This is a genomic window from Lewinella cohaerens DSM 23179, assembly GCF_000379805.1.
Taxonomy (GTDB): domain Bacteria; phylum Bacteroidota; class Bacteroidia; order Chitinophagales; family Saprospiraceae; genus Lewinella; species Lewinella cohaerens.
Map to the genome: position 1 here is coordinate 270,233 of NZ_KB903565.1, position 24,015 is coordinate 294,247.

A 24,015-nucleotide genomic window follows, 5' to 3' on the forward strand; every position below is an offset into this window, starting at 1 on the left:
CAAATTTGGAGACTTTCTCCCTGGATATTGGCCTCATTAGAAATTTTACCTACTTACTCTTGGGGGGCATCTATACAATTCCATTAATTTTGGGTGGATTTGGGACAGCACAGAAATAAATTAGCATCATCAAACAACATCAGGAAAATGCAAAAGCTTACGACTATGCTTTTGTTGCTTATGACGGTATGCCTAACGCTCAATGGCCTCACCGCACAGAATATAGCAGCAACTACAACACCACTCAGCCAGGTAGAACAGTTAAAACTACCAGCACTGGATAACGAAGAATTACTACAAGCGGAAGAGGTTCGTCGTGGTCCTGGTGTGGCGCCACGCTTTGCCGAGACCATGGAAGTGGATGTTTCGCCTACGACGCATGGTACTTGGGAAATCAATAAAGGTACTGCCGTCTGGCGGCTACGTGTACCTTCGCCAGGAGCCAAGTCAATCAATTTTGGTTTCGACCAATTTCGTATGCCTCAAGGCGGGCAACTGATGTTGTATACCCCGGATGGTGCGCTCGTACAAGGGCCTTTCACGCCAGCTGATAATGAAGAACATGAAGAATTATGGACGCCAGTTATCCCAGGTGACGAATTGGTCATCGAGGTAAGCCTGCCAGTGGCTCGCCAAAGTGAGCTACGCCTTCATTTGAAATCGGTAAATCACGACTTTTTGGGCTTTGGTGATATTGCCAGCAGCGTACTTTCCGGTTCTTGTAACCTGGATGTCGTTTGTGGTGCTGCCGATGGTTGGGGTATTGTGGATCAGTACCGTGATATTATCCAATCGGTAGCGGTGATGGGCTTCAATGGAAACACGTTTTGCACGGGTTTTCTGGTGAATAATGCCAGCCAGGATTGTACGCCCTTTTTTATGACGGCCAACCACTGTGGGGTCAATAATGGCAATGCGCCAAGTTTGGTGGTTTACTGGAATTACATCAACAGTGTTTGTCGCCAGCCGGGAACAGGAGCTAGTGGAGGAGCAGGAAACGGCTCTTTGGCAGATTTTAATTCAGGTTCTATTTTTCGCGCATCTTATGGCCCATCAGATATGACCTTGGTGGAATTGGATGACCCTGTTTCGGAAACAGCCAATGCCTGGTTTGCAGGGTGGGATGCTCGCGAAGTAATTGCAGCAGATACCATCATTGGCATTCACCACCCCAGTACCGATGAAAAGCGGATCAGTTTTGAATTTGATGGTGTTTATTCAGGCTTTTATCCAGGAGATAACCCTGATGCTGCGGGCAACCACCTGATTATCGAAGATTGGGACATCGGTACGACAGAGGGCGGTTCTTCCGGCTCGCCGATTTTTAACGCAAACAAACAAGTCATTGGCCAATTGCATGGTGGTGATGCTTCTTGTAATAATGATGCTTATGATAGCTACGGTTGGTTGTTTTTCTCCTGGGAAGGAGGGGGGACGCCCAGTACTCGCCTGCGTGATTGGCTGGATCCAGATAATACCGGTGTACTTCAAATTTCAGGACGATCACAAGTACAGTGTAGCTTTTTTGCAAGTGCAGACCCCGTTCAGCAAACTTTATGTGCGCCTTCCTTTGCGACCTATGATATCAGCGTTAATGAAGGATTTTCTGGGCCGGTGACCCTTTCTTTAGTCAATCTCCCTACAGGCTTGACCGTTGTATTTGACCAAGCTGTAGTAAACCCAGGTGAAGGCACCCAGATGACGGTTATGGGCACAGGGAACCTTGCCGAGGGAAATTACAGTTTTATGCTTAATGGCACAGATGGCACCAATGAGAGTAACCAAGAACTAAGCCTTGATATTTTGGTGGGAACACCTGATCCTGCAACTTTATTGAGTCCGGCAGACATGGCCGTTGACCAGTTCGCAGGCCTGACGCTTTCCTGGTCTGCGGAAGCAATGGTCGATAGTTACGATGTAGAAATTGCCACAGATCTGGCTTTTTCAGATGTCATTGCCACAGGGATGAACTTGGAGGAGACTACTTTTCAGACCCCAAGTCTGGATGTTCTAACGGTTTACTATTGGCGGGTACGCTCGAATAATCTTTGTGGTACAGGTGAATGGTCTGTGCCGTTTCAGTTTACCACCTTTGACCTGACTTGCACGTCTACCTCTGCTTCGACCAAAGGCGTTACGATTGGTCCTAATGCGGGGACGGTCACCACTTCTACCGTGACCATTAATCAGCCTGGTTTCATTGTCGATGTAAGCTTAATTAATCTTAGTAGCGATCATACTTGGATGGGTGACCTTGATGCCACGCTCACTTCACCGACAGGAACAGTCATTAATTTATTCAATCGTCCTGGGTGTAACCGAGGAGGGATATTTGCCAGTTTTTATGATGATGCAATGGCAACGTCGAATGATTTTGAGAATACCTGTTCCCAAGAAGTCATAGCCATTGAAGGCGATTTTCAACCCGCTCAGCCTTTCAGTACCTTTTCTGGTGAATTAGCAACAGGCGAATGGACATTGACAATTACTGATTATGCTAATGCGGACGGTGGTGCTTTGCTAGGGTGGAGCTTGGAGGTTTGTACGGAGATACCTTCTGAAGTTGTTTTGATTCCTTCTGTAAATGAATTGAGTACCTGTGATGATTCCGTGGTACTAGAACTTACCTTAGGTAACGGCTTCGCTGGCCCTGTAACACTTAGCGCTACGAACCTGCCAGGTGGAGCAACAGCTGATTTTGAAACAAACCCGGCAATGCCTGGTAGTACCATCATGGTGACCTTCAACAACCTAACTGGCGGTAATTTTAATGTCACTCTGGAGGGCACTGATGGCACGAGTGATGCTAGCGAAGGCATTATGCTTACTGTTTTTGATGGTGTGCCTGCTGGGGCAACCTTGCTTACGCCAGCAGATATGGCTATTGATGAATATCCGAATGTATTGCTTTCCTGGATGCCAGAACCACTGGCGGTGAACTATGATGTAGAAATTGCTACTGATCCTGACTTTGCCAATGTCATTGCTACAGGAACAAACCTTACAGAAGCCTCTTTTCTTACCCCTACGCTAGACGTTCTTACGAATTACTACTGGCGTGTACGTTACACCAATTTGTGTGGAGAAGGAGAGTGGTCAGAAGCTTTCCAATTCACCACAATAGCGGTCAATTGTGCGATCAGTACAGCTTCTACCAAAGGGATTACTATTGGTCCGGATAACGGTACGGTCACCACTTCTGCCTTGATGATCAATCAAACAGGAGTAATCCAGGATGTGAGCCTCACCAACCTTAGTAGTAACCATACTTGGATGGGTGACCTTAATGCGACCCTGACTTCACCTTCCGGGACGGTCATCGATTTGTTTAATCGACCTAGTTGTAACCAAGAAGGGATATTTGCCAGTTTTTCTGATGACGCAACAGTAACGGCTGCCGAATTTCAAGGAACCTGTGAAACTGAGGGTACAGCCATTGAGGGCGAGTTTCAGCCAGCAGAACCCTTCAGTATTTTTGCCGGAGAAGAAGCCAACGGCCTCTGGATACTGACTATTGTTGACAACGCTAATCAGGATGGTGGCAATTTATTGGGTTGGAACCTGGAAATTTGTACGTTGGCCCCTGCGAATGTTGTACTGACTCCTTCCGAGGATGAACTAAGTACTTGTAGTGGTAGTTTCGCAATAGTTGAGCTTACTGTAGGTTCAGGTTTCGCTGGCCCCGTAACGCTCAGCGCAAGTAACCTGCCTGGAGGTGCGACGGCTGATTTTGAAACGAATCCAGTGATGCCTGGGGCCACGGTAAATGTAACTTTCAATAACCTTACAAGCAGTGGCAATTTTAATATCGAACTGCAAGGTACTGATGGTGCAGAGACAGCAACAACGATACTGGGACTTGAAATACGGAGTACCCCAGGAGCGCCTGTATTGAATACCCCTGCTGACGGTGCCACAGATATCAATCTGGCGACACTGATGCAGTGGACACCATTGGTAGACGCAACAGACTACCTGTTGACCTTATCCACCAGCCCTGATTTAAGTGACCCGATACTGGTCTTTCCAGCCCTCAATCCAACGGTTCAACCGGGTGGGTTACTGTACAATACTACTTACTATTGGCAAGTCGTAGGTAATAACGATTGTGGTGCAGGAACTCCCAGCCCTATTTTTAGTTTCACTACCAGTCCGGACATCTCCGTTAGTGCTAGCCCATCTACTTTGAACAGTTGTTTGACGGATCAAACAACGGCGGTATTTACCCTTGGTGAAGGCCTTGGAGATGAGCATGCCGTGACTATTATTGCTATGCCTGCTACCGATTTTAACGGGTTTAGCTCCAGCTTTTCTACCGCTACTCGGGAGTTGAGCCTCGTATGGGATAACTTTCTTGGAGTAACTCCAGGGACTTACGTGCTTTCGGTAACCATTACGGGTGAAGGCTACAGTAATGTTGGTCAGGTAACCATCAATGTAGAAACGGCACCGTCGCTGTCTGTGCCACAGTTACCTGGAAATACAGCGGAACTACCAGGAGATGATCCTGTAGATTTTTCTTGGGCAGCAGTAGATGGTGCAGATAGCTATCGGCTGGAAATTGCCACGGATGATACCTTCATAGATGTAATTTTGGCAGAAACAGTTAACGGCACAAGTTATACTGCCGACTTAGCGCCAGGTCAATACTATTGGCGAGTTGCGACGATCAATGATTGTGGAGAATCCATCTCTGGGTTCTTTATCTTTACAGTTATGGAGAGCAATGCGGTCCTGGAACTGGCCGGCACACGCCTGGAGGTTTGGCCTAATCCAACAACTGGCCCTGTACAAATTTCCCTTACCGGTGAACTTGCGAATGACCTCTTTGTTGAGGTTTTCAGTGTACATGGACAACAGTTGAGGCATGAGCGCCTATCTGCTCGTACTGGTGTTCAGCAACTGGATTTAGGCAACCTGCCAGCAGGTGCTTATTTACTTCGTTTAAAAAGTGGCACTGCACAAAAAACAGTAAGAATACTGGTGCAGTAGTTTTAAATATGCATTAAAATACAAAAGAACAGTTTACTGTTTTATGCTCACTGCCTTTATGCTTGTTGTTCCTAGATAAGCAACTCCCAAGGCAGTGAGCTTTTTTTATGCGTTTTAGAGAGTCTTCCTTTTCTTCTTGCGACAAAAGTTGTTAGAGCACCTCCATTATTACGATATTGCTTATCGAAATTGCCGATTAGATAATGAATACTGAACCTATGTATCGCCGTATCCTGTTTTTCGTTTTGCTGGGTTTGTTTGTAAATACTTTCCTTACTGCGCAAACGTCGCTGCAAGCACGGATTGACGAATGGGTAGCTGATGATTATTTTACGCACACAAGTGTAGGCGTTGCGGTTGCGGATGCTGCTACGGGAGAATTGTTGGCAGGGTATGATAGTGAAAGAAGCCTCATCCCGGCCTCCAACTTGAAGTTACTAACGACAGCCTCGGCCTTGAAAATACTGGGCCCTGATTACCAATTTGAAACACAGTTGGCTTACGATGGATATGTGGATGCAGAGGGCGTGCTTAGCGGCAATCTGTACCTCATCGGTAGTGGTGATCCCAGTTTGGGGTCGCCAGATATGGAAGGAATCCCTGGCTTGGAAGCGCTGCTGGAACGTTTCAGTTTGGCGGTACAGCAAGCAGGCATTCGGCAGATTACCGGCAGAGTGATTACGGATGAACGCGCTTTTAGTTCTGCCGCAAACGGTAGTCACTGGCAATGGTTGGATATGGGGAATTATTATGGCTGTGGGGCTTTTGGCCTTAATCTACATGATAATTTATACTACCTGTGTTTTCAGCAACGTGGCCAGCTAGGTACTGTTCCTCCCGTAGCAAGTATCTCGCCGGATATTCCCGGATTACAATTTACTAGCGAGGTGAAAAGTGCAAGCCGTGGATCGGGCGACAATGCTTACATATACGGAGCTCCCTATACCTATCAGCGCCACCTGCGGGGCACTATTCCGGTAGGAAGTGGCTCGTTTACCATCAAAGGAGCTATACCTGATCCTCCTTTATTTGCGGCTCAGCAATTGCAGCGCACATTGGAGTCTGTAGGGATTTTGTGTTTGCGGCCACCAGCGACCGCTCGCAGCCTAGGGGATGCCTTGCCAGCGCTAGGGGAACCCAAGGTGTTGTACACGCATAAAAGCCCGCCCTTACAGCATATCGCGGATCGTACGAATATGGAAAGCGTCAATTTATACGCGGAAGCCTTGCTACGGGCTATTGGCAGAAAGGCGAACGGAGAAGGTAGTGCAGAGGCTGGCTTGGAGGCCATCAAAACGTATTGGGAAGGCCGTGGACTTGATCTTGGCGGAGTGTTGCTTTATGATGGCTCAGGGATGGCACCAAGGAATGTGCTGCCGCCAGCATTTTTCTGTGATCTGCTTAGTGCCATGTATCAGGATGAGGATATTCAGCAAGTTTTTTGGGAAAGCCTTCCTTTGGCGGGGCGCTCGGGTAGCCTGAAAAACAGCCTCAAAGGCACAGCAGCTGAAGGTAAATTGCGTGCCAAAAGTGGTTCGTTGGAGCGGGTAAGAGCCTATTCCGGTTATGTGACCAATCGCTCAGGTAAGGTTTTGGCATTTAGTGTTTTGTTAAATAATTACCAAGGTAGTGGTGGTGATGCTCGCCGAAAGCTACTGGCCATAATGGCTCGTTTAGCGGAATAATTACCTTCTCTGTCATTTTTTGTGTTTAGAGTCAAGCGAAAACAAAAATCACGTTCCTTACCAGTCACTTACGATTTTTGCTTTAGCTTGACCACAAAAATTGTCAGAGAATCAATAATTGTTGAAAAATGAACGAAAGAAACAAAGGCTTAATCGCGGTTCTGTTGGCGGCATTGGTATGGAGTAGTGCCGGGCTTTTTATCAAATGGCTACCCCAAGAAGCGTTTACAATCCTGTGTGTTCGGGCGCTGTATACGATGGTGGTTTTTTTCGCAATTTACCGTAAGAAGGTCTTTACTTTCAACTGGCTGACCCTATGGAATAGTCTTTTTTATGCGGCACTGCTCGTCTGTTTTGTTACGGCCACCAAACTTACAACTGCGGCAAATGCCATCTTCCTACAGTATACAGGAGTAGCCTACGTACTGCTGCTAGAACCCTTGCTGTTTAAGCAGAAATACCAGCGCATCAACATCATTACGACGATCCTCTGTTTTCTAGGAATGAGCCTCTTCTTTATGGAAGGGCTGGATGTATCGGGCGGTTTGGGCTTGCTCATTGCAGCCTTGTCGGGCGTGGCGTACGCAGGGTTCATGCTTGGGCAACGATCCAATCCTCATGAATACCATGTATCCGCCGTTTTCTGGGGGAATTTCCTGGTAGTATTGGTTGGTCTACCTAGCTTGATGGCTGCAGAAACGTTTACGGGTTCCGAGCATCTCATGCTAGCCTATCTCGGATTGATCCAAATGGGCCTGGGCTATTTATTGTTCACCTATGGCCTCAAGCGTACCACTGCCACAGAAGCGAGCCTACTCACCATGATCGAGCCGCTATTTAATCCCGTATGGGTCGCCATCGGTTTTGGCGAACGCCCAAGTGCAATGGCCATTATTGGCGGCCTCATTATCGTCGCAGCACTGATTTTTAGAATCCTGGTGCTGAAGCGCGTGAAACGGGTGAGGAGGGTAGTGAAGTGATGGGGCACAATCAAAAGACATACAATCTGAAATTCAGTAAAATTGAAGAGGCTTTCCTATGAATGAACCAATGTTCTTTCCAACACAAGCATTATTCAGAGAATGGTTAGCTAAGAACCATGACAAAGAGACAGCGCTATTTGTTGGTTTTTATAAAGTAAAAAGTGGGTATCCAAGTATGACTTGGTCGCAATCAGTTGATCAAGCGCTTTGTTTTGGTTGGATTGATGGTGTACGGAAGTCTATAGACGAACATTCTTATCAAATCCGATTTACGCCACGAAAAAAAACAAGTGTTTGGAGCCCTGTCAATTTAGAGAAAATTAAAAATTTAACGAAGGAGGGATTAATGCAACCAGCTGGAATTGAAGTTTTTAAAAACAGAGCTGAAAGTAAACCTTACGATTATGCCTTCAGGCAAAAAGAGCTAAACTTGCCAAGTGATTTTGAAGATGCGTTTAAGAAAAACGCAAAAGCTTGGGCGTATTTTGAATCCCTTGCGCCATCGTATAAGAAGCATTCGATACACTGGGTAATTTCTGCGGTACAAGAAAAGACTAAAATAAAGCGGCTTAAAGAATTAATTGCTTCGAGTGAATTAGGTACAAACAAATGGAAAGATAGTAAGTACAAGAAAAAGAATAAAAAAGCAAAGTGATAAAGCAAAGATAGAGAACAAGGAAACCTTATGGATGTATATCCGGTAAGCCTATACCATTTTTTGTGCTCTCCCCCTTTAGCCCAAAAACAACCGTGAGGATCGACTTCGACAATTGCTAAAGCTTGCGACAAATGCGGCAATTTGCCTGGGGTATCATAGTGCTGCCATTTTCTTCTTGTTCGCATACAGCATACACTAAGAAAACCCAAGCGTCTTCCTCACTCTGTCTAAAACCTTCACTGCCGTTTCGCGTGCGCGGTCCTCGCCGATACTCAATAGCCTATCTACTTCGTCCAGGTTATTCATGTAGTAATCGTATTGCTCACGCTCCTTTTCAAACTTGGTCCATAGTAGTTCAAATAGGGCTGTTTTGGCGTGACCATAACCATAGTTGCCAGCACGGTAATTCGCGGCCATTTCTTCGATCTGCTCCGGAGAGGCTACGGTTGCATACAGTTGGAAGACGTTGCAAGTGTCGGGGTCTTTAGGGTCTTCTAGTGCTTTGGTATCTGTCACAATTTTCATTACATCTTTTTTAAGCTGCTTTTTGGGCTTGAAAATATCGATGTAATTATTGTAGGATTTGCTCATCTTTTGGCCATCCGTTCCGGGGATGATCATTACCTTTTCGTCCAGTTTAATTTCTGGAATGACAAACAATTCTGTCTTGTAGTGGTGATTGATTCTTCGTGCCAATTCACGCGTGATCTCAAGGTGCTGTTTCTGATCTTTACCAACAGGAACCACCTCTGCATCGTACAGCAAAATATCTGATGACATCAATACAGGGTACAAAAACAGGCCCGCATTCACATCTTCTAACCGATCTGCCTTGTCTTTGAATGAGTGCGCTAGACTTAAGCGCGAAAAAGGCATAAAGCAGCTCGTGTACCAGGTCAATTCACAAACCTGAGGAATCCGAGATTGGCGATAGAAGAAGTTGGAATCCGTATCAAAACCAAAGGCAAGCCACGCTGCGGCTACGGAGTAGACGTTGTTTTTGCGATCTTCAGCGTCTTTTATCGTGGTAAGGGAATGCAAGTCGGCTATGAAAAAGAAACACTCATTGTCCGCCTTTTTCGATAATTCAACAGCTGGAAGAATAGCTCCTAGAACATTTCCTAAATGAGGTTTCCCTGAACTTTGAATACCTGTTAAAATCCTTTTCATTTCGTGTTTTTTACTTTACCCGTTAGGGAGCACACTTTATTTTCTGTGCAATGCTAAGGGTAAGTAGATAGATGTTTTATAGCTATATTAATACCAGTTAGCCTGAAATAATTCCCGTAATGGAGGTAAAAGCTACTGGAAAATTAAAATGGGATGCTAATGTACAGTTTTTGAGCAGCTGTTTCTTCAAAAAGGCAAATTCCCTATGTCTACATTGCCCCCTGTGAGGATAATGCCTACTGTTTTGCCCTTAAAAATCTCTGGATAAGAAAATACTGCTGCCAGAGGGACGGCACAACTGGGTTCGATGATAATCTTCATACGTTCCCATACCTGCCGCATGGCATGAACGATGGCCTCTTCTTCTACTCTCAGGATATCAGTGACATGCTCCTTGATAATGGCGAAGGTTTTTTCACTGAGGGGCGTACGTAAGCCATCGGCAACCGTATTGGTGGTCGCATTGCGTTCTATCTTGCCACTGTGGAATGACCGGTAAGCGTCGTCAACCTCAAAAGGTTCGGCGGCGATGACTTGGGTGTCGGGTGCAAAATAGTGGGCAGTGAGTGCAGTGCCACTCAGTAAGCCGCCACCACCAACAGGCGCCATGAGTATATCGAAGACTGTATTGGCGTCTTCCAGCAGTTCTTTAGCTGCAGTAGCCTGGCCAGCGACCACATTGTAATTGTCAAAAGGATGGATGAAATAAGCTCCTGTACGTTCTACCACTTCAGCCAGTTTGGCTTCGCGAGCCTCTGGGGTGCTTGCGCAAAAAACAACCTCGGCACCGTAGGCTTTGGTTCCGGCTACCTTTACAGCCGGTGCGTTTTCGGGCATTACGATAAAGGCGGGTACGCCCAATACCTGAGCAGCTCGGGCTACGGCCTGGGCGTGATTGCCAGAGGAGTGGGTAGCTAGCCCTCGTTCAAGTTGGGCAGGAGTCAGTCTACTGGCAGCATTGGCTGCACCCCGCATTTTGAAAGCGCCAATTTTCTGGAAGTTTTCACACTTGAAGTGAATATCTGCACCGGTCATTTCGTTGATTGCCTCAGAAGTCATGATAGGCGTGCGGTGGATAAGTGGCCGAATCAGGCGATGGCTTTCACGGATGTCTTCAGCAGTAGGTACATGTAGCAGCGTAGTGGCAGGCATTGGGTTTTAGTCGGAAGATAGGAAAATTAGGTTGAACGATATAAGGGATTATAAGGTCATGTAAGAATTTTAAAAAGCACTTATATGTTCTTATAATCCCTTAGGAACAGCATGAAACATAAGTCATCCTGAATTTAACTTAGAAAGAGTCCGTAAAGAGCTAAAAAGAGTGATTTATCCGACTATTTATAGAAAACCCCATGATTTCACTAATAGAAATCATGGGGCTTCGTCTTTAACGATAGTTTTTGCTGTTGGTCAGCACGGATTTTAATGACAATCAAAATTCGGGATGACTCATGTTTATTTTCTGCGCAATACGATGGTTCATTAGGCTGGTTTATCTCATTTTAGGCGAAAATAGCCTATTGTACAATCAATTTTTGGGTAGACTGAAACGTCTCACCACGTAACTGAACCAGGTAGAGCCCACTAGGAAGACCAAGGTTTTCAAGGTCGACAGTATGCTGGATTTCCTGGCCAGCAAGAAGCTGAAGGGAGCTAGGTTGTTGTAGCACCTTGCCGTAAGCATCCATGATCAAGATGCTGACCTCCTCGCTTTGTTCACTACGAAGGTAAAGCGTTGTTTGCTGCTGAGCCGGATTGGGAGCTATTTGCCATTGCAGGTGCTCCGGCAATGCAGCCAGTTCCTTGTTGGCCGAAACCATGGCATCACCGTATTGGTAATGTACGTTGAACCGGTAAGTGCCCCAGTCTTCAGATTGGCTCTCATTGGCTAATAAAAAGTGGATTTGATCAACGATAACATCCCCACTCGTGATGGTGAAATAGCTGTCGCCAGCGTTACTGCCCACTGGGTAAGCTGGAGAGCCAGCGGCAGCATAACCCGGTGAAAGGCTACCATTCGTCGCTGGGCGGAAGAAGAAACGACCGCTTTGGCTTTCGCTGTTGGTGTAGTCAAAATAGCCATTGACACGCTCGCCGTGGAGTAGGCGTGCTGGCGACGGGGGACACGTCACCAGGTTTTCGATCAACACATTGCCGAAGAACAAGTCTGTCGGTTGCAGCATCTCCAGGAGCACCTCCGTCTGGTTGGCGTTAGTGGCCTGAAAACGGATATGATCGACACGCCGATTGGCTCCGTTAATGGTAAAGTTGCAATCGGACGAACCGCTGTTGGTATAGATGCCAGAACCACAAGCAGCGTAACCAGGCGTAAGACCGTCGTTGGTAAATGGCCGAGGGAAAATACGGACTCCGGCCGCTTCAGTAGTTTCGTAATCATATTCAATGGTAACGTTGTCGCCATTGGCAAAATAGTTACCTCCTGCAGCATGGAAGTCGCTGATTTTGACTGTACTCCAGTACCAGTTTACTGGAATAAAGAAGGTATTAAGCGTTTGTGTTTGGCTTTCGTTGAGGATCGTTACCCTCAAGGCGTCTACATGGATGTTGTTACCGGAATTAATGCTAAAATTGGCTGTATGGCTTCCCGTACCTGAAAAGATAGGCGAGCCAGAAGCCCCATATCCTGGAGTGAGGTTGCCGTCTGTAAATGGACGCACAAAAATACGGGCACCACCAGGATGCGAAACATTGTAATCAAAGGAGATATTTACCTGCTCACCAAGCAGTAACGAGCCAATTTCCTGTGGCTGGGTAAAGGAGAAGTTATTGGCGCCGTTTTCTCCAAATTGATAGGTGACAGGGATGTAAAACTCCCGTAAGGTAGCGGTCTGATCAGCAGTAGTAATCAGAAAGCGAATTTCATCAACCACCACATTGCCTCCGTTGATCGTGAAGAAAGCACTACCCGTACCATCACCACTATAGATCGGTGAGCCACTGGCACCATATCCGGGCGTAAGGTTGCCATTGGTGAATGGCCGCGCAAAAATGCGTACACCACCCGGCTCGTCAATCGTGTACTCAAAGGAAAATGTTACTTGCTCGCCGTTTGCGTAGGCTGCCACTCTCGTAGAAGGTAGGTCAATCTGGCAAATGTCATTCTGTGCAGTGAGAAAGAAGAAGGAAAAGGTCGTAATTAAGAGGGTAATCAATGTTTTCATAGAAAAGGTTTTTAGAATTTAGGATTAGCTTTGGCACTCTGGTCAAAGTGCTCACATACGTTTATCCGGCGTTTTGGCGTTTCGTTACCGATGTTGGCTATTTTTTTCTAAAAACCTTACCCTATGCTTAATCAATTACTTTTTACGCTTTGCCTCTTTGGCCTTACTTTTTCTGCCACTGCCCAAGAAATTACCAAGCTGGAGCTGGTTCCCAATAAAACAGTGGCCTTCGCCGGAACACTAGAGAATGGTGCTGTTATGGAAGACCTCTCGTGGGCCTGGAACAGTTCTGTCGCTTGTTTTCCAGAGACCCAGGCGAGTAAATTCCGGGGCCGCCATGTGATGTATCTGGTAGATATTCCCCGCTATTCAGAATTGGAAATTACAGTTGTTCCAACGGATAAATCAGCCAATTATAGCCTCTATGCCTACCAAGCGGGCCAGATTACCGAAGACAACCTTGTCCCTAACCTCAGCAGCTGCATCCGCTGTGAAGCCGACCATAAATGGGATCGCAACTACGTAAATCGTACCCAGGATCACACCCGTACCGTAAAAGATATTCTGGCGATCAACAACCCTTATCAGGCTTTAATCGTGGTCGTAGGCCCCGAAGGAGCCGAAGAGGGCGAGTTTCAATTGCAAATTTCGATGAAGAGCAGATAGTTTAAAGCCGGAAAGCGGAAGTGGGAAGTCGGAAGTAATTCCGACCTCCGATTTTTGACTTTTAGTGCGAAGTGCGCAATACTTCCGAATTCCAATTTTGAGGTTGGATTTGTGAGGGAGCCCAACCTTTGGCATAGCCATGCCACATAGTGATCCCTTCGGGGCCTTCGGCATACACCCTTACACTTTTCCAACTTTTACACCTTTTTGGTGCGAGGTGTAGAATAGCTCCGACTTCCGACGTCCTTACTCTATTTTCACCACCCGCTCAACCGCTTTCCAATCTTGCGTACTGGCTTTGAGCCAATAAACGCCGGCAGGGTAGTTGGTCAGGTCCAGCGACGTAACATCTTCTGAGTCGATAGTCCATTCTTGCAAGGTTTTTCCTTGCACATCAATCAGTTTAAGCGTTACAATCTGGGAGGTATTCCAGCACCTTAGTAGAAGGTCTCCTGCCGTAGGATTGGGGAAGAAAGACCACTGCGGAGTAGAAGTAGCGATTGCTGCCGAACGAATCTCAGAATAAGATGCCTTGCCACTATAGTCTATCTGCCGTAGCCGGTAATAGTAGGTGAGGCCAGGTTGTACTTCTTTATCAAGGTGGGTGTAATGGTTGGTAATGGTTGGGTTGTCGGTTGCAGGTATCCAGCCAATCGGGCGGAAATCAGCCTCGTGTTCCGACCGTCTTTCAATGTCAAATCCGGCATTGTCTTCTTCCTGGGTAGTTGCCCATTGAAGGGCGATAGCCTTTGATTGAGCTTTAGCTGCAAAGCTTAACCAAGTGACAGGGAGCGGCGAGAAATTTTTTGTACAAACCTTTATGGTCCAACCATTCAATGTTCCTCCTTCTTGACTGATATTATCACGGATATTTAAGGCCCAGTCGCCATTCATTTCCAAGTTGTTGAACGAGGAGAAGGTCTGATTAGGTTTAACTTTGTCACCAGTGTTTAGGGGGCAGCTGATATTGTTGGCTGTTCCATCGTCGAAACTTAGGAAGACATCGTCATTGTTCCCACATATATAACTAAAGAGGTTGCGAGTCGTTCCGTTCGGTGCTTCCAGCGACACCTCCAGGTCTCCGGTACGAGAGTGGGTTATATCGAGGTTTAGGAGATCCAGGTCTTCAATCGTTGCCCCATCAGGAATATTTAGAATGGAGGAATAATCAGCGGCAGCTCCACTGCTGATAGGCAGGCTTTCATTGTTTTCATAAATATAGCAGGGCTCTGTTATGAAATGTCTGACGACAGAAGTAGAGCCGAGGCCGCATTCATTGCTGTCACTGATTACTCGCCAGTAGTAATCGATAGCCCCTTCTAGGTTTTCTGTAAGAACAAATTCGGTCTCACTTATCGTTGTTGAGAAGACAATATTGCTGAAAAACATATCCTCGGCCACTTCAAGGATATAAGAATCCGCAGAGGCTACGGTGTTCCAGTTGAAATAAGCGAATAAAGAAACGTTATCAATACCATCTGCGGGTTCAATAAGTCCAGGAGCCGCAGGTGCTGCCGTAAGCTGAAACGGAAGACTTGTAGACAGGTTGCCAGCGGTGCTACTGCTTTCGATTTCAACGGTGTAATTCCCTGTAGATAGGCTGCTGAAATCACTGACGGTTACGGTCACATTGTCTCCGGGGTTGATGGGGTTTTCAGAAAAGGATACATTAACGCCGACAGGGACACTGGTGGCGGAAAGGGTAATGGGATCATTGTAGCCACCAATACTGGTAGTGCTGACGATGAAATCCAAAGAAGCGCTGGCGCTGGCACAAGCAGAGAGCGTACCTCCCTCATAGCTGAAGGTGTAGTTGGGTGCAATGCCAGTAGTTATGGTGAAATTTGTATTCGAAATGTCGAAGAAGACATTGTCGGTACAACGTACCAAAACCCGGGCAGTGGTGGAGGTGCCAGCAGGGACGCTGACGCTATGGCTGCCATCATTAGGGGTGTTGCTCAGGAGTGTAACGGGGTAAGTTTGTCCTCCGTCATAAGAAAGAAGAATATCTACATTGCTACAGCTAATAGGGGCCGTGTTTGTACCTGCTACATCCCATTCGACGGTAGCGGTATTGTTCTCCGACCAGCTAATATTAGTGTTGGGGTTAGTGACCAAAAATGGGCCGGAATCAGCATCAACGCTCAGCCTTATTTGGTCTTCTGTTGTGCAACCGTAGTTGCCGTCAAAATCCCGCACCGTAAGGCGGAAATCCATATCGCGGTCTGTTTCCGGGAGAGTTTCCCACTCGGGGTCTATATTATTTCTTAGGTCTGACAAGCGCGGGAAATATCGCTCCGGTGCAGATGTAGGATCAAAAGAACGGAACATAGGCCCCTGGGTGTTGGTTGGTAGCGGCGGCATGTCTTCTCCTACTTCGTTGTCGTATTGTTCCCAGCAATAGGTGATGGGGTCGCCGTTGGGGTCGGTGGCACTGCCGGTAAGTACAAAAGGCGTACCACCAGGAATATCGTAATCCTGAACAGCAGTGACATTGGGCGCGGAGTTACTCATGTCAATAATGGTAGCACAGCTATTTCCTGTACCTGTTTCCATATAGTTAGCGATCTCCTGAATATTTCTTGCGTGGTAATAGGCGTCACTGTTGGACTGCACATTAGGAGAGCAAATACCGGCGTAACCCATAATAGTGCTAGCACTACCTGGCTCCATGGATGCAGAGGAGCGGTTGCAAGGGTTGTTCTGGGTGTGGTTGCCCCCAAACTGATGACCCATTTCGTGCGCGACATAATCAATATCAAAGGGATCACCTACGGGAGCGCCTCTGCCAGTTACGCCACCAGCTTTATTGCTTTGACAAGGCGAGCGTAAATAAGCAACACCACCACCACCGGTGCTGAACACGTGCCCGATATCATAATTGGCGGTACCGATGACATCGTCACAAGTGCTTTGATTTTGCCCTAGCATAGCACTTCCGTTGCCATTGGTGTAGGGGTCCGTATCGCCATCAAGATAGATGAGGTCGTTATTATTGGCTACCATCACGAGGCGTATCGCTAAGTCAGCCTCGTAAACGCCATTGACACGGTTCATGGAGGTGGCCATCGCCGAGGCTGCGCCAGCTACGGTGCCGCCATGGAAATCTGCATATTCGCCGGTGCAAGCAAGGGCCAGACGGTATTCCCGGAAATTACAATCACCGGCTCTTACTACGGCGCTTTCTTCTGTGATGGGGTCGCGGTCGCTTTCTGTGTGGCATTCGAATACCTCAGTAGGTTGCGGGTAATGTCTTTTGAAGTAAACCTGGTAATAATCCCGCTGGTTCCAATAGTAAGGATCGACAAACCAGGTGTTTCCTCGTTCGAGCACCATGGCGTGAAAGCCGCGAGCTGTCCAGTCGAGCCTGACGGTCGTCGTTGGGTTGGTGGTACTGACGCCTCGCCAGGTTCTGATATACGACCAGGTTGCTTGCAACTGCGGGGGCAGTAGGTCGTAGGCGACAAACTGGAAGGTTTTCCATTCGCCATCCGGAGTAGGTAGGGTGATCTGGTGGGTACTTTGAAGAGGGGTGACGTCTCGTTCGTGACTAGCAGATCTTAAGAGGTCTTTTAAAGCAGTGGTATCGGCCTGGTAAACGCGAAATCGATTAGGCGTAATTTTTCGTTCTTCTTGGCTGTCTAACTGATCGGGGGTAGCGGTTTGCCAGATCACTGATTGTGCGGCTGACGGAGTCAGTGAGCACAAGAAGAACAAACAAAAAATAAAGCTGTAAGTAAAGACTTTCATTATTGCTAATGTTGTGATATCTTAAAAGATAAACATACAACTATGGGGGTAATAAAACACCAGTTGCGAGTACAAAAGTTAGGTGGAAGGTGCCTGTCTTTCAGGGAGAAGAACGTGGTATAGGGTGAGGAGAACAAAGTAAAACGAGTGGCTACTTTGTCTAAAAAAACTAAGGATTTATTAGAAAAGCGTACAAAAAAACTAGAAGACACTAAGCTGTTAGTCTGAATCTCCACTAAATCAACCCGCTAGGGAAATAGCCTCACAGATAAGTCCAGGTTTGATTGATTGATTTAAGTGGTTGATTATCAGAAGGGGAGCTTATATTGCGTATCTTTGTAAGATAGGTTCAAGCTTTTTTATGCTCGTGAGCATAAGTACATGCTTTTGGAAGATACATAAAAGGCCCCCTAAAACAATGGAGGCTTTAGACTGGTAAAACTCTACAGGCACTATTTGTCCGTTGATGCCGGGATACATTATAAACTTATCATTTTTAGAATTATCAATTATGAGAGACCATCTCCATCTTCTTCTGCTCGCCACCCTGAGCCTATCGGGCTCAGGCGCCCTTTTTGCCCAAATGCAAGTGCAGGGACGAGTGGTGGATGTGCAGGGCGAGCCGCTCGCCTTCGCCAATATCCTCTTGCTGACTGTCGCCGACAGCACCTTTGTGAAAGGGGAGGTTTCAGGAGAGGACGGCACTTTCGTATTCGCCGGCATGCCCGCAAACGATTACAGATTGATGCTGTCCATGGTCGGCTATGCCGAACTGTATTCTAATGCCTTTACCTTGTCAACTAACGAGCATTTATCGCTAGCTCCCTACACACTTTTAGAAAATATAAACCAACTCGACGCGGTGACCGTCACTGCCCGTAAGCCGCTGTACGAGCAGAGAATTGATCGCTTGGTCATCAACGTAGAGAACAGTATTACCGCTGCTGGCGCCACTGCGCTGGATGTGCTGGAGCGCTCGCCGGGCGTCGTGGTGAACCGCCAAAACAACTCCATCGCTCTGGCTGGGAAGAATGGCGTGATTGTGATGATCAACGGCAGGATCAACCGCATGCCCATCGAAGCGGTGGTGCAAATGTTGGCTGGCATGCCGTCGGGTAATATCGAAAAAATAGAGCTTATCACCACGCCGCCCGCCAATTTCGATGCCGAGGGTAATGCCGGTTTTATCAACATCGTCATGAAACAGTCGAAGGATGCCGGCTTGAACGGCGGCTACACCTTTTCTGGCGGTATCGGCAGGAGCAGCACTACCTCCGCAGGCATCAATTTCAACTACCGCAAAAACAAGATCAACCTCTACGGCGATTATTCCTTCGGAAGGCAGGCACAGGAACAGCTTTTCTTGTTCGACGGTCAGATACTCCTCAACGAAAATATCCTCCGAACCTATACCCGCAGCGAGCGCGACCCCGTGCAGCGCAACCACAATGTCAGCCTCGGGTTAGATTGGACACTGAGCAAAAAAACTGTGCTGGGTATGCTCCTGTCGAGCTACGATAATCGCTGGAGTATGGACGCCGTCAATAACACGACCATCTCCATCAACGGCACGCCGGATACCCTGCTGCGCATCGTCAACGACGAGATCAACCACTGGCAACACTTCGGCGGCAACCTCAATCTGCAACACACCATCCGCCCCGACGAGCTACTGACGTTCGACCTCGATTTCCTCGCCTACGATAATGACAACCCAACCAATTATCTAACGTCTTACTCCGACACTGGCGGCAATTTCCTCTTTGAGGAGCGCACCTTCAGCGGCAAAGTTACGCCTATCAACGTGGGTGTTGGCAAATTGGACTACGCTAAACGCTTCTCCGATAAAATAAAAATGGAGCTTGGTCTGAAAGGTACCCGTTCCCGCTTCGACAATGACGTAACCGTCTTTAGGGTAGAAAACGCTATACCGGTGAACGACCCGACACTAACAGCCGAATACCGGCTCGAAGAAAGCATCATGGCAGCCTACACGGCATTCGACTTCAAGTTGGATGCAAAATCCGATGCGAAACTCGGCCTGCGCTACGAATACACCAACTCCAACCTCGGCACCACCGAACAGGCCAATATCGTGGACCGGCAGTATGGCAATTTCTTTCCCAGTGCTTTTCTTTCTAGAAGCTTCAACGACAAGCACTCCGCCAACTTCTCCTATAGCCGTCGCATTTCCCGGCCCACCTTCAACGACATGGCGCCCTTTGTCATCTTTATCGATCCCTACACCTTCTTTTCCGGCAATGCCGCCCTGCAACCCTCCATCTCCAACAACGTGAAACTCGACTACCGCTTCGGTAGCACGCTCTTTTCCGTGCAATATACCTTGGAAGACAGTGCCATCGCGCAGTTTCAGTCGCGGGTAATCGAAGGCACAAACCAACAACTCATCGCAGCGGAAAACCTGAAAAACCGCAATACGCTGGCCTTTACACTGGCTCTCCCGATTCAGATAGCGGAGTGGTGGAATATGCAAAACAATATCATCGGTACTTGGCAGGAAGTGAACGTCTATTTTGACGAGACGCTCGTCAACATCCAAAACAAAAACCTGCAAATGACGTGGATCAACAGCTTCACGCTGCCCAAGGACTTCCGGGCAGAACTGACGGGCTTTTATCAAACCAAGGCACTGTTTGGCGCCAGCATATTCCTGCCAGTGTATGGGGTCAATGTGGGGGTACAGAAAAAAATCGGTGCCAATGGCGGCACACTTCGCTTCGGCGTGGATGATGTGCTGAACTCTTTTAGATGGCGCATACAAAGCGACCTGCCGGAGTACAACCTCGTGTCCAGTAATGAAGTGGATTTCAGTCAGCGCACCTTCAAGCTGTCGTATTCTCGCAATTTTGGCAACAACTCTCTGGAAGACGCCCGGCAGCGGGCTACCGGCTCGGAGGAAGAGCGGCGCCGGGTGAACTGACTCTAGTTAACTTTGAGAGTACGACAAATCAGTGGCGGTCTGACCTATTAGGCCGCCTTTAGATGCATGATTTTTTATTACGCTGGGCGAAATCATCATTGACGTAGGCATCAAGTTGGGATCGTGTATACAAAACGGAATTTTTGTTTACAAACCGACTTAGGCAAAGCTTACGCCGAACGGAAAAACGCCCTCGGAGGAGCCTGTCCGGCCGCCAGGCGGGATCGGATAGTAGGAAATATCGATCTCCGCTTTGATTCGTTTGGCCCTTTCAGCCAATCGGCCTGTTTTCTTGAAGCTGCCCAGCACGCAAGGTGTACGTTGGGGGGTAGGAAAGGACGAAACGAGCGATGATTTATCTCATCACTCGTTTCGCCTACCCGATTGGTATCTTATCCCGCTCTAACTATTATCCTAGCGTACGCCGTGCATAAGGCGTTTAACGACAGGGTTTAGGGCGATACCCAGTAAACCAAGTGTGACTGGAACAATAGTAAATATGAGGAAGAAGGTCGACAGCGAATATTGGGCGGTAATTTCCTCAATTTTGCCACCCATTTCACCAGCCACCTTATTACCTATGGCAATGGCGATATACCATATCCCGAACATTAGTGCAATCATTCTTCCCGGCACTAGCTTACTAATATAGGATAGTGCAACTGGTGATAAGCACAATTCGCCAAGCGTGTGGAACAGGTAAGCTAAGACCAGCCAGATGATACTAACGGTAGCGACCTGTGCCCCAGGAGGTATAGCGCTAGACCCTAAAGCCAATGCACCAAAACCTATGCCTAGCAGGATCAGGCCCAATCCATATTTGGTGGCCGCGCTAGGGTTGTACTTGCTCTCCCACCAGCGGGAAAATAGAGGCGCGAAAATGATGATAAATAACGAGTTGAGAATGCCAAACCAAGTGGCACCGATTTCGACCTCGTTTTCTTTAATTTTCTTAATGTTGCCAACAATAACCGGCGAGGGACGATCTGCTTCTTGGGTTCTTTCCCTGGCCTTGACGGCTTTCTCGTCATCGAGGAATAAGTATTTGCCTCGTACTTCGATGAGTTTGATTTCGTCACCAACGGCCAACTGAGCAGGTTCTACGAGCGCTACTTCTTTGGTGCTTCTAGTGGCATTCGTGGGGACGGTAGTACTTTCCATGATAAGGTGTTCTACGTCTTCTGTTTCTCCAGCTTCCGTTGCTTCCTGTACAGTATATACGGGTACATCTACAATGAATGAATTGGAGTTTAGGTCACGATTGATCATCCAGAAAACAATGCCCCAAATGATAATAAAGCTGGAGCCAAGGAAGATATTGGACAATGGGAATCGACCAAAGGTCTGCTGGAAGAGCCGGAAGAGTACGTAAGTAATGATGCCTAATGGGATAATTGTAATCAGGATGTTGCTTACAATGAATACTGTTGCCCATTGGCCTGTCATAATCCGGCCAGTGTAGTCATTAGCAAAAATCGTCATAGATCCTCCTGCCTGTTCGAAGCAGGCCCAGAAGCAGACCGTCATGACCGCAAAGATGATAATAGCAATCATTCTATCCCGGGTTTGATCGGGATAGCGTAATATTCTGGAAATCAATAGGAAGAGAAATAAGATGACGCCGATGAGAATATATTGGCTGGAAAAATCGGTTCCACCTATCTCTAAGAAATTAGAATTGCCGATTTTTGAAAAGGGGTCATTGATAACCCAGGTGAGACCAATGAAAGCACAGATGACTGTTAAGACTTTATCCAGCGTAGTAAACGGATTAAAGCGATCACCTTCGAACTCAAGTTGTTTTTCATCGTTTTCGCTGGTTTCTGGCTTGTCACCAACGGTGCCGAAGATTTTGCTGGCAAAGTAGAATTGTAGCATGCCTAGAAACATGAATATTCCAGCCAAACCAAAACCGTAAGACCAAGCTACTTTTTCGCCAATGTACCCACAGAGCATAATGCCGAGAAAGGCTCCCGCGTTGACGCCCATGTAAAAAATAGTGTAGGCACCATCTTTTTTCTCCGGATGATCTTTGTACATCAGAGAAATGATGGAGGTCATATTGGGTTTAAAGAAACCATTGCCGACAATCAGCAGGCCAATCCCCAAAAACATGAAAATTTTGTTAAATTCCATGGCCATGGACAGGTGACCGAGGGTCATGATAAAGGCTCCAAGGATGACGGCTTTTTTGTACCCGATATATTTGTCAGCCAAGAACCCTCCCAAGATTGGCGTCAGGTAAACCAGCGAGGTATAGGTGCCGTAAAGGGACAGAGACTCTTTACTCGTCCAGTCCCATCCATTAATACCAATGGAGGACATGAGAAAAAGTACTAAGATGGCGCGCATCCCATAGTAGGAAAAACGTTCCCACATTTCGGTAAAGAAAAGTACAAAGAGTCCTGCGGGGTGCCCCAGGACTTTCGACTCGAAGAAGGAATCTGTAGAATTACTCATTATTGTCGTTGATTAATCAGTTTTATAGATGATAGCTAGGGCTGAGGTTATTTATTGAAAAAGTGGCCTAAAGTAAATGTATCTACTTTAGGCCACTATCAAGAAAGGTTATATTATGTTGTTGGGTCCAATTCTTCTGCACCGTGGGTGAGTCGCTTCAGCGGTTTGAGGATCGCTAAAACGAGTATGCCAAAGAGGACACAGAAAACAGCAATTCCAGTGAAAGTCTGAAAGTCACCTGCACCAGCTGCTGATTCACCAATCAGCCCTGCGAGCTTGTTACCAATTCCGGTGGCGGCAAAATAAGCGCCCATCATGAAGGAGGCGTACTTGACGGGTGCCAGCTTGGTAATAAAGGAAAGCGCTACCGGGGAGGCACAAAGTTCTCCGACGGTATGGAATAAATAAGCCAAGGTGAGCCAGATCATTGCTGATTTTTGTACCAGGTCACCATTGTCTCCTACTACGACTTCGGTACTTGCTTTACTCATAAAGAGGAAACCGGTACCCATGATGATGACGCCGATGGCCATCTTGAAGAGTGAAGAAGATTCTTTGCCTTTCTTCGCCCATTTGTACCAGAAAGAACCTACTGCGGTACCCAGAACGATGATGAAGAAAGCATTGATGGATTGAAAAATAGCCGCAGGTACTTCATTGCCAATAAGTGGTAAGGCAAAAGAAAGCGTACGGTCTGTTTTTTGTTCGGTATAGAGGCTCATTAAACCTCCTGCCTGCTCAAAAGCTCCCCAGAAAACGATAATGATGAGGAAAGACAAGAACATGACAAGCATCCGGTCTTTTTCGACTTTCGTCAGCGGTTTTTTCATAAGCTCTTTGTCCGGAGAGTCAGCCTTGCCAATAAAGTTACCGACACCTTTCAGGTAACGAAGGCCGTAGATGTAAACGATCTGGCCAAGTGCCATGCCGATGCCTGCGAGGCCAAAGCCTGCGTGCCAGCCGTATCTAGCAGCTACGATACCTACGAGTAAGGCACCGAAGAATGCACCTAAGTTGATGCCGATGTAGAAAATGTAAAAACCTTTATCACGACGTGCGTCACCCTGCTTGTAAAGGCCACCAACCATGGTGGAAATATTAGGTTTGAGGAAGCCAACACCAAGTACGATAAGCACTAGGCCTGAAAAGAAGGCCCATTCCTGATTGATGGCGAGGATGCCATGCCCTGCGCACAGGAGAAGCCCGCCCAGCATAACGGCGTTCTTTTGCCCTATATAGCGGTCGGCAATAATACCACCGGGAATAGAGGTGAGGTACACAAACATGGTATAAGTACCATAAAACGACAGCGTTTCAGCATTGCTCCAGCCATAGCCAGATTGTGGATCGTTGAGCAAAATCGGAGCCGCCAGGAAAAGGGTGAGGATAGCCCTCATGCCGTAATAAGAAAAGCGCTCCCACATTTCCGTAAAAAAGAGGAAATAAAGCCCTACCGGATGACCGAAAAGTTCTGGCTGGTCTTTAAAAGGATCATTGTCGTGATTGGCCATGTAAGTGGTGGTTTAGA

General features: G+C 47.2%; 12 protein-coding genes and 1 pseudogene. 6 read left to right on the forward strand and 7 right to left on the reverse strand.

Annotated elements, in window-relative coordinates; genetic code table 11:
- Positions 1-147: 147 nt before the first annotated feature.
- From A3EU_RS0122470 to A3EU_RS0122485, 4 genes are all read left to right on the forward strand, one after another.
- Positions 148-4,992, forward strand: a complete 4,845-nt coding sequence (locus A3EU_RS0122470) for a proprotein convertase P-domain-containing protein (RefSeq protein WP_020538460.1) — start codon at positions 148-150, stop codon at positions 4,990-4,992.
- Positions 4,993-5,195: 203 nt separating this feature from the next.
- Positions 5,196-6,677: a D-alanyl-D-alanine carboxypeptidase/D-alanyl-D-alanine endopeptidase gene (dacB, locus tag A3EU_RS0122475; RefSeq protein ID WP_020538461.1), complete on the forward strand. Its 1,482-nt coding sequence runs from the start codon at positions 5,196-5,198 to the stop codon at positions 6,675-6,677.
- Between the two features lie 128 nt (positions 6,678-6,805).
- The gene (locus A3EU_RS0122480; protein ID WP_020538462.1) at positions 6,806-7,657 is read left to right on the forward strand and encodes a DMT family transporter; all 852 of its coding nucleotides are present in this window, start codon (positions 6,806-6,808) and stop codon (positions 7,655-7,657) included.
- Between the two features lie 58 nt (positions 7,658-7,715).
- Positions 7,716-8,315: a YdeI/OmpD-associated family protein gene (locus A3EU_RS0122485; protein ID WP_020538463.1), complete on the forward strand. Its 600-nt coding sequence runs from the start codon at positions 7,716-7,718 to the stop codon at positions 8,313-8,315.
- A gap of 95 nt (positions 8,316-8,410) precedes the next feature.
- On the opposite strand, the pseudogene A3EU_RS35595 reads toward A3EU_RS0122485, so the two are convergent.
- The 4 genes and pseudogenes from A3EU_RS35595 to A3EU_RS0122500 form a co-directional block, all read right to left on the reverse strand.
- Positions 8,411-8,503 (reverse strand): annotated as a pseudogene (locus A3EU_RS35595) (hypothetical protein); the annotation flags it as partial.
- 10 nt (positions 8,504-8,513) lie between these two features.
- Positions 8,514-9,488: a tryptophan--tRNA ligase gene (gene trpS, locus A3EU_RS0122490; RefSeq protein WP_020538464.1), complete on the reverse strand. Its 975-nt coding sequence runs from the start codon at positions 9,486-9,488 to the stop codon at positions 8,514-8,516.
- A 186-nt stretch (positions 9,489-9,674) separates the two neighbouring features.
- Positions 9,675-10,640: a threonine/serine dehydratase family protein gene (locus tag A3EU_RS0122495; protein ID WP_020538465.1), complete on the reverse strand. Its 966-nt coding sequence runs from the start codon at positions 10,638-10,640 to the stop codon at positions 9,675-9,677.
- Positions 10,641-11,005: 365 nt separating this feature from the next.
- Positions 11,006-12,670, reverse strand: coding sequence for a T9SS type A sorting domain-containing protein (locus A3EU_RS0122500; RefSeq protein WP_020538466.1), 1,665 nt, complete (start codon positions 12,668-12,670; stop codon positions 11,006-11,008).
- 123 nt (positions 12,671-12,793) lie between these two features.
- On the opposite strand from A3EU_RS0122500, the gene A3EU_RS0122505 reads away from it, so the two are divergent.
- Positions 12,794-13,336, forward strand: coding sequence for a hypothetical protein (locus A3EU_RS0122505; RefSeq protein ID WP_020538467.1), 543 nt, complete (start codon positions 12,794-12,796; stop codon positions 13,334-13,336).
- A gap of 246 nt (positions 13,337-13,582) precedes the next feature.
- On the opposite strand, the gene A3EU_RS31445 is transcribed toward A3EU_RS0122505, so the two are convergent.
- On the reverse strand, positions 13,583-17,086 hold the full coding sequence (locus tag A3EU_RS31445) for a reprolysin-like metallopeptidase (protein ID WP_020538469.1): 3,504 nt from the start codon (positions 17,084-17,086) through the stop codon (positions 13,583-13,585).
- Positions 17,087-17,597: 511 nt separating this feature from the next.
- Here A3EU_RS31445 and A3EU_RS0122525 point away from each other — a divergent pair.
- The gene (locus A3EU_RS0122525) at positions 17,598-20,027 is read left to right on the forward strand and encodes an outer membrane beta-barrel family protein (protein WP_020538471.1); all 2,430 of its coding nucleotides are present in this window, start codon (positions 17,598-17,600) and stop codon (positions 20,025-20,027) included.
- Between the two features lie 414 nt (positions 20,028-20,441).
- Here A3EU_RS0122525 and A3EU_RS0122530 read toward each other — a convergent pair whose 3' ends face one another.
- Together A3EU_RS0122530 and A3EU_RS0122535 are read right to left on the reverse strand one after the other, a co-directional pair.
- Positions 20,442-22,487, reverse strand: coding sequence for a peptide MFS transporter (locus tag A3EU_RS0122530; RefSeq protein WP_020538472.1), 2,046 nt, complete (start codon positions 22,485-22,487; stop codon positions 20,442-20,444).
- A gap of 113 nt (positions 22,488-22,600) precedes the next feature.
- Entirely contained in the window at positions 22,601-23,998 is a 1,398-nt protein-coding gene (locus A3EU_RS0122535) for a peptide MFS transporter (RefSeq protein ID WP_020538473.1), read from the reverse strand.
- Between the last annotated feature and the right edge of the window lie 17 nt (positions 23,999-24,015).

Coding starts and splice junctions, on each gene's coding strand:
- A3EU_RS0122470 (WP_020538460.1), top strand. CDS start 148: ATGCAAAAGCTTACGACTATGCTTTTGTTGCTTATGACGGTATGCCTA.
- dacB (WP_020538461.1), top strand. CDS start 5,196: ATGAATACTGAACCTATGTATCGCCGTATCCTGTTTTTCGTTTTGCTG.
- A3EU_RS0122480 (WP_020538462.1), top strand. CDS start 6,806: ATGAACGAAAGAAACAAAGGCTTAATCGCGGTTCTGTTGGCGGCATTG.
- A3EU_RS0122485 (WP_020538463.1), top strand. CDS start 7,716: ATGAATGAACCAATGTTCTTTCCAACACAAGCATTATTCAGAGAATGG.
- trpS (WP_020538464.1), bottom strand. CDS start 9,488: ATGAAAAGGATTTTAACAGGTATTCAAAGTTCAGGGAAACCTCATTTA.
- A3EU_RS0122495 (WP_020538465.1), bottom strand. CDS start 10,640: ATGCCTGCCACTACGCTGCTACATGTACCTACTGCTGAAGACATCCGT.
- A3EU_RS0122500 (WP_020538466.1), bottom strand. CDS start 12,670: ATGAAAACATTGATTACCCTCTTAATTACGACCTTTTCCTTCTTCTTT.
- A3EU_RS0122505 (WP_020538467.1), top strand. CDS start 12,794: ATGCTTAATCAATTACTTTTTACGCTTTGCCTCTTTGGCCTTACTTTT.
- A3EU_RS31445 (WP_020538469.1), bottom strand. CDS start 17,086: ATGAAAGTCTTTACTTACAGCTTTATTTTTTGTTTGTTCTTCTTGTGC.
- A3EU_RS0122525 (WP_020538471.1), top strand. CDS start 17,598: ATGAGAGACCATCTCCATCTTCTTCTGCTCGCCACCCTGAGCCTATCG.
- A3EU_RS0122530 (WP_020538472.1), bottom strand. CDS start 22,487: ATGAGTAATTCTACAGATTCCTTCTTCGAGTCGAAAGTCCTGGGGCAC.
- A3EU_RS0122535 (WP_020538473.1), bottom strand. CDS start 23,998: ATGGCCAATCACGACAATGATCCTTTTAAAGACCAGCCAGAACTTTTC.